Genomic DNA, 11,005 nt, shown 5'->3' with positions numbered 1-11,005 from the left:
CTGCTGGCCTATTTTCTGACTATTTCTTAAATAGCCTTCTATCAAAACTTTCAATAGTTTGTTTTTGCAATCTTAACTGCATGGTTTTACACCAACTAGCGGATAGTCCTGCCGCTGCTAATAAGCGACGATACGACTCCTCATCAAATGGCATATGAAAAGCAATAGCAATTGCTTCTTTGACCGAGATATCGCTATTTCTTGAGCGTAGAACCAAAGGATGATGACAGCCTACTTCGCCGGGACTTATCACGCGATATAACCAGCCACAAAAACCGCTATCTTGCATCAGTTGTGAAAAATCGCTGATATCAGTCACCGTGTTTAACTTATAACAAGGTGAACGAGGCTGGGTCACTTGAATTAAAGCGTCACCCCATTGATATATATCACCAATAAAAACATTCTCTTCTGTCAGACCGGTAGTCGAAATATTTTCACCAAACGCTGGAGCATTAAATAAGTCAGCCAGTTGAGGAAATTGCTCAGACCAGTAATGATAATGTTCTTGAGGATAATGGCACAAAGCGCGATCAGGCCCACCATGAAACCCTTTTTCTGCTTGCTCATCACCTGCTAAGCCCAGTGATGTTAGTTTAATATGCCCATCCACCAGCCTTTTGGTGATCGCACTGGTAAATCCATTTGCAGTCGTCGTGATATTGCCAATAAAAACACTGGGGAAATAGCGCATAACTCATTGCCTCAATGAAAAAAAGTCCTTTTATAATAAAGAGAGCAGGCTAAATAAACAATGCCGACAATAATTGTCGGCATTGATAAATAGAGAGAAAAGAGAATGATAGCAATATTATGCTTTGCTCTGATAGCGTTTTTGCGCCTCATCCCAGTTAACTACAGACCAGAATGCTTTGATATAATCAGGACGACGGTTTTGATATTTCAAGTAATACGCATGTTCCCATACATCTAAGCCAATAATTGGATAGCCAGATGCACCTGCTAACTCTTCACCCATTAATGGGCTATCTTGGTTTGCGGTAGAAACAACAGCTAATTTTCCATCATCTTTTAATACTAACCATGCCCAACCTGAACCAAAACGGCTAGCAGCGGTTTTTTCAAACAACTCTTTAAATGCATCAACACTACCAAAATCACGTTCAATGGCATCTTTTAATGAACCATGTAATTGAGTGCCTAGCTTTAATCCTTTCCAGAAGAAAGTATGGTTAGAATGACCACCCGCATTGTTACGTACAAAGGTACGTTGATCAGCAGGTACTTTATGTAAATTCTTAACGAGTTCATCAATTTCTAAACCCGCTAATTCAGGCAGTTTTTCTAACGCAGTATTGGTATTGTTCACATAAGTTTGATGATGCTTAGTATGGTGAATTTCCATTGTGCGCTCATCAAAATGAGGTTCTAGCGCATCATAAGCATAAGGGAGTGCAGGTAATGTATAGCTCATATTAATCTCCAGTGCTGTTTTATATTCGATCACGCCATGTGATTTATCTCTTTATTATAGTGAAAAAAATGTTAATGAAAATCATTATCATATCCATATTATTTTTGTGGTTTTTTTATCCAACCCAGTGACATCAATTTTCACAGTATTTTATTTTAAATAAAAAGCTTATCATTGGTTTAATATTTCATAAAATACTCAAAAGGTAGATAAATTATACATAACAACCTTTAGCACTAATTGATCACGCCATGAAAAGCATTTCCATTATTTCGTGATCTTCTGCGCAAAAAAGAAACAATGTCTCTTTACCCTCTTTTGTTAACGACTTTTTGACATAGTATTAACAACAGTAAGGAGAACAATTATGACAAAAATGAACCAACATCACATTCCTGCAAACATTGCAGAGCACGCCCTGATTAATAAAGAGCAATACCAAAAAGATTATGCATTATCCATCGAAAACCCTGAGGCCTTTTGGGCAGATAAAGGGAAAATTGTTGATTGGATAACCCCCTATACTATCGTGAAAAATACCTCCTTTGATCCAGGCCATGTCCGTATTCGCTGGTTTGAAGATGGGCAACTTAACATTAGCCAAAACTGTCTTGATCGCCATTTAGAAAAACGCGCGGATCAAGTTGCTATTATTTGGGAAGGTGATTCCCCTAATGAATCAAAAAGCATTACCTATCGCCAACTTCATCAAGATGTTTGTCAATTCGCCAATGTATTAAAAAAACTGGGTATCAAAAAAGGCGATGTGGTGGCTATTTATATGCCAATGGTTCCTGAAGCGGCTGTTGCGATGTTGGCTTGTACTCGTATTGGGGCTATTCATTCTGTTATTTTTGGTGGTTTCTCACCAGAAGCAGTGGCAGGGCGCATTATTGACTCTAAAGCAAAATTAGTGATCACTGCAGATGAAGGCTTACGTGCTGGTAGAGCAATCCCCTTAAAGAAAAATGTTGATGATGCCCTCACTCATGTGGATATCCCGCCTATTGAACATGTTGTGGTCTTACGTCGAACAGGGCAAACAGAACAATGGATTGAAGGACGCGATTTATGGTGGGATGAAATTGTTCAAGGCGTCAGTACTGAATGTGATGTGGAAGTCATGAACGCAGAAGATCCACTCTTTATTCTCTACACATCAGGCTCTACGGGGAAACCCAAAGGCGTATTGCACACCACTGGCGGTTATCTTGTTTATGCCTCAATGACCTTTAAATACACCTTTGACTATCATGATGGTGAGATTTATTGGTGTACAGCGGATGTCGGTTGGGTAACTGGCCATAGCTACTTGTTATATGGCCCGCTATCAAATGGTGCCACAACAGTGATGTTTGAGGGCGTCCCCAATTACCCCTCCGTCAATCGTATGGCCCAGATTGTTGATAAACACCAAGTTAATATTCTCTATACCGCACCTACTGCGATCCGCGCATTAATGGCGGAAGGAGACAAAGCCATTGAAGGTACGCAACGAACCTCTTTACGTATTTTAGGCTCAGTAGGAGAGCCTATTAACCCAGAAGCTTGGGAATGGTTTTATCAAAAAATGGGACGTAGCCAATGCCCTATTGTTGATACATGGTGGCAAACAGAAACAGGAGGTTTCATGATAACCCCATTGCCGGGAGCAATGGATCTAAAACCAGGCTCAGCGACTCGTCCATTCTTTGGTGTACAACCTGCGATTGTTGACAATATGGGAGAAATACAAGATGGTGCTTGTGAAGGTAATTTGGTGATCGTAGATTCATGGCCGGGCCAAGCAAGAACATTATTTGGCGATCATGACCGTTTTGAACAGACTTACTTTTCGACCTTTAAAGGCATGTACTTTTCAGGTGACGGTGCCCGTCGTGATGAAGACGGTGATTATTGGATAACAGGCCGTGTTGATGATGTTTTAAATATCTCTGGTCACCGTTTAGGTACTGCCGAAATTGAATCCGCACTTGTCGCCCATCCTAAAATTGCAGAAGCGGCTGTTGTTGGTATTCCCCATAATATAAAAGGACAAGCTATTTATGCTTATGTCACGCTAAATCATGGTGAAGAGCCTACGGCAGAGCTTTATACAGAAGTGCGCAATTGGGTACGTAAAGAGATAGGCCCAATAGCAACACCTGATATCCTTCATTGGACAGATGCCTTACCTAAAACACGCTCAGGGAAAATTATGCGTCGTATCTTGCGTAAAATTGCCTCTGGCGACACAACTAACCTTGGAGATACCTCAACACTCGCCGATCCAGGCGTTGTAGAAAAACTGTTAGAAGAAAAACAGTCTCTATCACTGACCATTTAAAGTGCTAGTGCTCAAATAATACAGCAGTCAATAAAACCAGAATACTACTATGCAAAGGCATTTTATGCCTTTGCAGGGCTCTCTTACCACAAATTCATGACATGCGGGGATAAACACCTCTAAATCATGTAATAAACCAAATAATTATTTTGAGGAGAACTCTGATGAATCCCAATATTTATCAAGAGATAGAAAATAACCCTCGCTTTAAAGAACTGGTTAAAAAACGTAGTCGTTTCTCATGGGGACTTTCGATTATTACACTTGTTATGTATGTCTCATTTATATTGCTGATTGCTTTTTATCCACAATGGTTAGGTACACCGCTCTATGAAGGCAGTTACATTACTCGAGGTATTCCTATCGGTATTGGCTTAATTATCGCCTCTTTTCTACTAACAGGGATTTACGTTATTAGAGCAAATACAGAGTTTGACAAATTAACGGCAGAAATTCTTGGTGAGGTAGAAAAATGAAAAATAAACACTACGCCATATCACTATTAACGTTATTATCCCCCAATGTATTAGCCGCAGCGATAACCGAAGGGGGTGAAAAACAGCCAATTAACTTCCAAGCCATTATCATGTTTCTGATCTTTGTTGGCTTAACACTGTATATTACTTACTGGGCCTCTAAACGAACACGATCACGGTCTGATTATTACACTGCGGGTGGCAAAATTACCGGATTTCAAAATGGTATGGCTATCGCTGGTGATTTTATGTCTGCCGCCTCCTTTTTAGGAATTTCAGCGTTAGTATACACTTCTGGCTATGATGGACTTATCTACTCTATTGGCTTTTTAATCGGCTGGCCAATCATTCTATTTATTATCGCTGAACGTTTGCGTAATTTAGGACGCTATACTTTTGCTGATGTTGTCTCTTACCGTTTAAGTCCAAAGCCCATTAGAACACTTTCTGCAATAGGTTCATTAGTTGTTGTTGCCCTCTATCTTATTGCTCAAATGGTAGGGGCGGGTAAATTAATCGAGCTGCTCTTTGGCTTAAACTACCATATTGCGGTGATCTTAGTCGGTATTTTAATGGTTCTTTATGTCCTTTTTGGCGGCATGTTAGCCACCACTTGGGTACAAATAATCAAAGCTATTTTATTACTCGCCGGTGCAACTTTTATGGCGGTCATGGTAATGAAAGCGGCAGACTTTAACTTCAATACTTTGTTTAAAGAAGCTGTTAACGTCCATCAAAAAGGCTTTTCTATCATGAGTCCAGGAGGGTTAGTTTCTGATCCTATCTCTGCATTATCCTTAGGTCTTGCCTTAATGTTTGGTACCGCAGGACTTCCCCACATTATCATGCGCTTTTTTACCGTTAGCGATGCAAAAGAGGCTCGTAAAAGTGTTTTCTATGCGACAGGTTTTATCGGTTATTTCTATATTCTTACTTTTATTATTGGTTTCGGGGCTATCTTACTCGTTAGCCCTAATCCTCTGTTCAAAGATGCCGCTGGTGCTTTAATTGGTGGCACCAATATGGCCGCTGTTCATTTAGCGGATGCTGTTGGTGGTAATTTCTTCCTTGGTTTTATTTCTGCAGTCGCTTTTGCCACTATTTTAGCCGTTGTTGCAGGATTAACTTTAGCAGGTGCATCTGCCGTTTCTCATGATTTATACGCCAATGTAATTAAAAATGGCCAAGCAGATGAGCGACAAGAGCTAAAAGTTTCGAAAATAACGGTTGTTATTCTCGGCATTGTCGCCATTGGTTTAGGTATTTTATTTGAGAAACAGAATATTGCCTTTATGGTCGGTTTAGCTTTCTCTATCGCTGCAAGTTGTAATTTCCCTATTATCTTACTCTCTATGTATTGGAAGGGATTAACAACACGTGGGGCTGTAATTGGTGGCTGGTCTGGCTTAATTGTTGCCGTTACCTTAATGATCTTAGGTCCCACGATCTGGGTGAGTATTCTTGGTCATGATACACCTATTTATCCTTACGAGTACCCTGCTCTTTTCTCTATGATCATTGCCTTTATCGTTTCATGGTTATTCTCCATTACCGATAATTCTTCTCTGGCAACTCAAGAGCGTATGAAATTTGAAGCTCAGTTTATTCGCTCACAAATAGGTATTGGTGCAGAGCAAGGTAAACCTCATTAAACATCTGTAAAATAGTTTTTTATTCTTAAAGTGCCAACAATGTTGGCACTTTTTTTTACTCTTTACTTAATTAAATTAATATCGGTTTAAAAATACATATCTATACGATATTTTAAATTACTATTGACTAATGTGGTTTAATTTTAAGTCTATTGGAAAATTTCAAGCAAGATCAATTAATTAAAATTATTATAACAATAATTAAAAGTGTAAATATAACTATAAGTAACAGTATAATAAGTCAATAAAAGATAAGATAAGTACTGAAATATCAATTTCAGACTCGTTTTAGCTAAACAAGACTTGTATTATGAAATGCTAAATGGTTAACTTTTTATTCTATATGGAAAAAGGTGATAATGATAAAAGCATGTCTCAAGTAATAAACTTTTCTCTTTTATTTATTTTATCTATAGTACCTGCACTATTAGCGGGTTCAACCCTGCATATTGAACAAAAGTTCTCTATGGTGATTATCGGTTGGCTCCTGATGTTGCTCTGCGCAGGTATCTATCGGTTTACTATAGGAAAAGTGATTACTTTTATTGTTGCAGCTTTATGGTCTTTAAACCTCTCCATCTCACTGTTTTTTTATCGTGAACATGATATTCCCTTTTCATCATCAATAGCAGAAACTTTCATTAATACTAATGGAAGTGAAACTGTTGGTATGCTCTCTTATAATAAATATTATGTACTCTTTTATATTGTTATATTTACCAGTTTTTTCTATTTAATACATATTAGCGCCCGTTATTTAAATAACAAAACTAATAAAAGATGTTTAATTGCTATTTTTATATTAATAATTCTTATTTCTCTATACAAAAACTTAGCAATAAGATCAGAGAGTAAAACCCAATTACTTGCTGAGTATTATCTACTTAATACCCCTTTTTACAATGCAGCAGCTTTAGTGCGGACTTTCCACGAAAATAGACAAATCAAAAAGATCACATCAGAAAAAGTTAATTTTAACTATGATAAAGTGGATCAAAAAACAGAAATTTATATTCTTTTGATTGGTGAATCAGTACGACGTGATCATTTAGGAATTTATGGGTATCCGTACGATACTACCCCTAATTTAGAGAAAGAAAAAAATAATATTTTATTATTTAAGCAAGCTTATTCTCCTGCGCCTGTGACCATATTATCAGTACCCATATCCCTTTCTAATATCAACCTAACAGAGTTATATGATAAGAAACACTACGCTGATAATATCATTTCTCTTGCCAATCATGCTGGCTTCAAAACATATTGGTTAAGTAACCAAGGTAAAGGAAATCCAAAAACGAGTGTGATTTCTGTTATTGCCAATATGGCCCAACATAAAAAATGGAATGAATTTATTGGCTATGATGAAGAATTATTGCCATTTTTAGATAATGCGCTTAATGATAACTCATCAAATAAAAAGCTCATTGTCCTACATACTTATGGTAGTCATGAGCCAGCATGTAATCGTTTTCCTAGCACTTACCTTAAAACCTTTTCCCAACAAGAAGATGATAACTGCTACGATAGCTCTATCGCTTATACTGACAAACTTATCAGCCAAATTATTGAAAAAATACAAGATAAACCCGCATCTATACTCTATTTTTCAGATCACGCATTACAACGATTAGATAAAAATAGAGAAGTACGTTATCACCATGGCGTGAACAGTCCTCGCCAAGAAGCTTATAATATACCGCTCTTTATTTGGTATAGCGCATCTGCAACGCGACCAAATATCAATGAAGAAAATTTGAATAAACCTTTTTCTACCGCAGATAATTATTGGCTATTAAGCCAATGGCTAGGTATTGAACATAACTCAGCGAAAAAATGTTACTCACCTTTAAGCGAATGCTATCAAACAAAAACGTCAATGATGGTCATCGATGGTAATAAGAAGTTATTAAACTACGCACTATTAGAATCAGAAGAACAAGCGCCTCAATAAAGAGGCGCATGACTTAATTTAACAATCTTCAATAATCACATAAATCGCATTTAAAGAGCCATGAACACCAACAACCTTAATTAATTCAATATCTGATGTGCAACTAGGACCACTAATAATATTAATACAAGAAGGCATTCTTATATTTTTTAATGCCATTTGATGTAATCTTTCTGCTAACTGAGCAACTCGAGGTAAAATCGTACTGCGTTTTAGTACAAAAATCGTGGTTTCAGGGATCAATCCAACACTTCTTCCTTTGTCAGCCCCAGAAAATAAAACAACACCGCCAGATTCTGCAAGTCCATATTCAGCAAATACAATTCCGACTTTTGCCTCTTTTACCCGTTCAATATTTTTTTTACCCTCAGTATGATCCCAAATATTGGCATGACAGTGTTCTGATAAATAATCAATCACCCCACTTTCCTGTAATCGTGGATCACCCGTTAATATCACTGGTAAACCATACTGTTCACAAAGAGTCTCTAAATGCTTAGGTAAAGATGACAATGTTGTCGTTTCATAAGTACTTCCTGCTAACTGAGCTGTATTGAGAAAATATTGATAAAGTTCATCATCAGAAAGCTCCGTTAATCGTTGTTCTGGATATAAATTTACTGGTTCAGGTAAAGCTTCAGGTTGCGTTTTTAACGACCTACCTAATTGAGAAGCAAGATTTGATAAAAAGCGTTCTTTATTGTTATCCATATTGTTATCCATCTCTTATTTCTCCTCTTTTTGGTGTTTTTTAAACCAACTACGAAAACTTTCACCATCACCTTCAGGTAAATTTCTCGCTTCTGTCCATGCTTTTATTGCACCGATATTTAATGGCGCTTTACCTTCTTTAATAAACCATTTTGTAGCATGAGCCCCCATATTCATCCCAACTTTCCATAACATAGGATGGCGGTTCACATAATTAAATACCCGAGTAATATTACGTTCAGTTGTCGGTGTTATACCTTGCTCTACCATGACTTCACGATGTTTCTTTATAAGATTTGATAAAGGTATTTTTACTGGGCAAACACTATCACAAGCAGTACATAATGAGCAGACATAAGGCAGGTTTTTAAAGTCTTTATATCCACCAAGTAGTGGCGTTAAGACGGCACCAACAGGGCCTGGATAGATAGAATCATATCCTTGACCGCCAATATGGCGATAAGCAGGGCAAGTATTCATACAAGCACCACAACGGATACAACGTAAAATATCTTTAAATTCAGAACCAATGATCTTCGAGCGGCCATTGTCTACAATAACAAGATGGAAATCTTCTGGGCCATCAACGTTGTCATTCTCTTTAGGGCCAGTAAGCCATGTATTATAGCCCGTTAAACGTAACCCTACTGCACTACGGGCCAGCATGGTAATTAAGATATCTACCTCTTTAAAAGTAGGTGCAATACGTTCCATCCCCATCACCGCAATATGCGTTTTGGGTAATGTTGTACTTAATCGTGCATTACCTTCATTAGTGACTAAACAAACAGAACCTGTTTCTGCTACCGCAAAATTACACCCCGTAATACCGATATCGGCAGTAAAAAAATCGTCTCTAATGTTCTGGCGAACAAAACGCGTCATTTCTTCTGGTGTATCTGAGCCGTTATAACCCAGTTTGTCATGAAATATTTGACGTATTTGAGCTCTATTTTTATGAATAGCAGGGACCACTACATGAGATGGGGCGTCTTTTGCTTGTTGAAGAATAAACTCGGCTAAATCGGTTTCAATAACATTAATACCTGCATTTTCTAATACAGGGTTTAAGCCAATTTCTTCCGTCACCATTGATTTGGCTTTGACTATTTTTTTGGCTTTTTTCTCTTTTGCAATATTGAGAATATATTGAGAGGCTTCTTCTTTCGTTTGAGCAAAGAAAACATGCCCACCATGTTGTTCTATTTTTTCAGATAATTGATATAAATAGGCATCTAAATTAGCAAGTACATGATCACGAATTTGTGCCGCTCTATCCCGCCAATCCTCCCAGTGTCCTAATTCATCAACCATTTTTTGACGATTACGGCCAATAGTTTCTTGCGCATTAGCAACGGCTTTTTGCATAATTTGATCGTGAACTTGACGATCAATTAGCGTTTTAAAAGGAAGAGAGCTTGTTTTTAATGACATAATTCCTCCTCATTGCTCATCAATACTTGCGCAATATGCATCACTTTAACTGGACGACCTTCTCTCTCTAAACGACCACCTATATTTAATAAGCAACTGACATCCGCACCAATTAAATAGTCAGGATGAACATCCATAATGTGGTGAACTTTTTCTTTGACCATTTCACCTGAAATTTCAGCCATTTTTACCGAAAACGTCCCCCCAAAACCACAACAGGTTTCCATATTGTCAAAAGGTAATAATTCTAGCCCTTTTACATGACGTAATAATGTGAGTGGCTCTTCTTTCACTCCCATTTTACGAAATAAGCTACAAGACGGGTGATAAACAGCTTTTCCTTTAAGACTTGCACCTACATCAACAATATTTAATTGATTAACGATAAAGGAGGTGAGATCAAACATGCGATTAGCTATTTTTTCTGCACGAATAGCCCAGTCAGGTTCATTTACCAGATATTTAGCATAACTTTTAATAGCAAAAGAACATGATCCAGCAGGAGAAATAATAGGATAGTCATTAACTTCAAAGGTTTTAATCAAGTTTTTCATCGCTGGAATGGCATCTTTAATATATCCACTATTAATAGCAGGTTGACCACAACAGCCCTGTTTTTCGAGAAAATGAACTTGACAGCCTAGTTTTTCTAACAGCAATACACTATCTCTTGCCATCTGAGACTTTAAGGCGTCACCAATGCATGTTACATAAAAATTAACATCCATACTTATGCTCCCATTGCTTTTATCTATGTAGAGTAAGTAAATAAGCCGAGACTCATTTATAAACTCATTTGTATGACAAATAGTGTTGCATAAAAATAATGTTAAATATATGTGTATAAGTGTTTTTTTTATAAATTTACAGTTTTCAAGAAATAAAGAAATGGGAATATAAAGGGTATTTATGATTATTTTTTAATAAAAACAATTTATTACTGTGGCAAATTGAGGGAGTTTATTAAGTCTAGTTTTATTACGATAAATAAAGAATTTAACGTAAGTGAAATAGAAT

9 protein-coding genes are annotated in these 11,005 nt (G+C 37.2%); 4 read left to right on the top strand and 5 right to left on the bottom strand.

Features of this window, described 5'->3' with window-relative positions:
* Positions 1 to 19: 19 nt before the first annotated feature.
* Positions 20 to 694 carry a 6-hydroxyaminopurine reductase gene (gene yiiM / locus HMPREF0693_RS16000; RefSeq protein WP_004246625.1) on the bottom strand — a complete coding sequence of 225 codons (675 nt, stop codon included), beginning with the start codon at positions 692 to 694 and terminating at the stop codon, positions 20 to 22.
* Between the two features lie 117 nt (positions 695 to 811).
* Positions 812 to 1,435 (bottom strand): superoxide dismutase [Mn], encoded by a 624-nt coding sequence (gene sodA, locus HMPREF0693_RS15995; RefSeq protein ID WP_036932494.1) that lies wholly within the window; start codon positions 1,433 to 1,435, stop codon positions 812 to 814.
* A gap of 367 nt (positions 1,436 to 1,802) precedes the next feature.
* Here sodA and acs point away from each other — a divergent pair, with 367 nt between their 5' ends.
* The 4 genes from acs (at position 1,803) to HMPREF0693_RS15975 (ending at position 7,843) form a co-directional block, all read left to right on the top strand.
* The gene (acs, locus tag HMPREF0693_RS15990) at positions 1,803 to 3,761 is read left to right on the top strand and encodes an acetate--CoA ligase (protein WP_004246622.1); all 1,959 of its coding nucleotides are present in this window, start codon (positions 1,803 to 1,805) and stop codon (positions 3,759 to 3,761) included.
* 164 nt (positions 3,762 to 3,925) lie between these two features.
* Positions 3,926 to 4,237, top strand: coding sequence for a DUF485 domain-containing protein (locus HMPREF0693_RS15985; RefSeq protein WP_004246621.1), 312 nt, complete (start codon positions 3,926 to 3,928; stop codon positions 4,235 to 4,237).
* Positions 4,234 to 5,889 carry a cation acetate symporter gene (locus tag HMPREF0693_RS15980; RefSeq protein ID WP_004246620.1) on the top strand — a complete coding sequence of 552 codons (1,656 nt, stop codon included), beginning with the start codon at positions 4,234 to 4,236 and terminating at the stop codon, positions 5,887 to 5,889. Before HMPREF0693_RS15985 ends, HMPREF0693_RS15980 begins: the two co-directional genes overlap by 4 nt.
* 322 nt (positions 5,890 to 6,211) lie before the next feature.
* On the top strand, positions 6,212 to 7,843 hold the full coding sequence (locus HMPREF0693_RS15975) for a phosphoethanolamine transferase (RefSeq protein ID WP_004246619.1): 1,632 nt from the start codon (positions 6,212 to 6,214) through the stop codon (positions 7,841 to 7,843).
* 18 nt (positions 7,844 to 7,861) lie between these two features.
* Here HMPREF0693_RS15975 and HMPREF0693_RS15970 read toward each other — a convergent pair whose 3' ends face one another.
* From HMPREF0693_RS15970 to HMPREF0693_RS15960, 3 genes are read right to left on the bottom strand one after another with little or no spacing between them, the layout of a single operon-like run.
* Entirely contained in the window at positions 7,862 to 8,554 is a 693-nt protein-coding gene (locus HMPREF0693_RS15970) for a LutC/YkgG family protein (RefSeq protein ID WP_012368603.1), read from the bottom strand.
* A gap of 15 nt (positions 8,555 to 8,569) precedes the next feature.
* A complete protein-coding gene (locus tag HMPREF0693_RS15965; protein ID WP_004246616.1) occupies positions 8,570 to 9,988 on the bottom strand; it encodes a LutB/LldF family L-lactate oxidation iron-sulfur protein in 1,419 nt (472 codons plus the stop codon).
* Positions 9,979 to 10,716, bottom strand: coding sequence for a (Fe-S)-binding protein (locus HMPREF0693_RS15960; protein WP_004246615.1), 738 nt, complete (start codon positions 10,714 to 10,716; stop codon positions 9,979 to 9,981). The genes HMPREF0693_RS15965 and HMPREF0693_RS15960 overlap by 10 nt, the downstream gene beginning before the upstream one ends.
* Positions 10,717 to 11,005: the final 289 nt, after the last annotated feature.

Source organism: Proteus mirabilis ATCC 29906 (genome assembly GCF_000160755.1).
GTDB classification, from domain to species: domain Bacteria; phylum Pseudomonadota; class Gammaproteobacteria; order Enterobacterales; family Enterobacteriaceae; genus Proteus; species Proteus mirabilis.
This window is presented reverse-complemented; position numbering and strand designations above follow the sequence as displayed.

Coding starts and splice junctions, on each gene's coding strand:
- yiiM (WP_004246625.1), bottom strand. CDS start 694: ATGCGCTATTTCCCCAGTGTTTTTATTGGCAATATCACGACGACTGCA.
- sodA (WP_036932494.1), bottom strand. CDS start 1,435: ATGAGCTATACATTACCTGCACTCCCTTATGCTTATGATGCGCTAGAA.
- acs (WP_004246622.1), top strand. CDS start 1,803: ATGACAAAAATGAACCAACATCACATTCCTGCAAACATTGCAGAGCAC.
- HMPREF0693_RS15985 (WP_004246621.1), top strand. CDS start 3,926: ATGAATCCCAATATTTATCAAGAGATAGAAAATAACCCTCGCTTTAAA.
- HMPREF0693_RS15980 (WP_004246620.1), top strand. CDS start 4,234: ATGAAAAATAAACACTACGCCATATCACTATTAACGTTATTATCCCCC.
- HMPREF0693_RS15975 (WP_004246619.1), top strand. CDS start 6,212: ATGGTTAACTTTTTATTCTATATGGAAAAAGGTGATAATGATAAAAGC.
- HMPREF0693_RS15970 (WP_012368603.1), bottom strand. CDS start 8,554: ATGGATAACAATAAAGAACGCTTTTTATCAAATCTTGCTTCTCAATTA.
- HMPREF0693_RS15965 (WP_004246616.1), bottom strand. CDS start 9,988: ATGTCATTAAAAACAAGCTCTCTTCCTTTTAAAACGCTAATTGATCGT.
- HMPREF0693_RS15960 (WP_004246615.1), bottom strand. CDS start 10,716: ATGGATGTTAATTTTTATGTAACATGCATTGGTGACGCCTTAAAGTCT.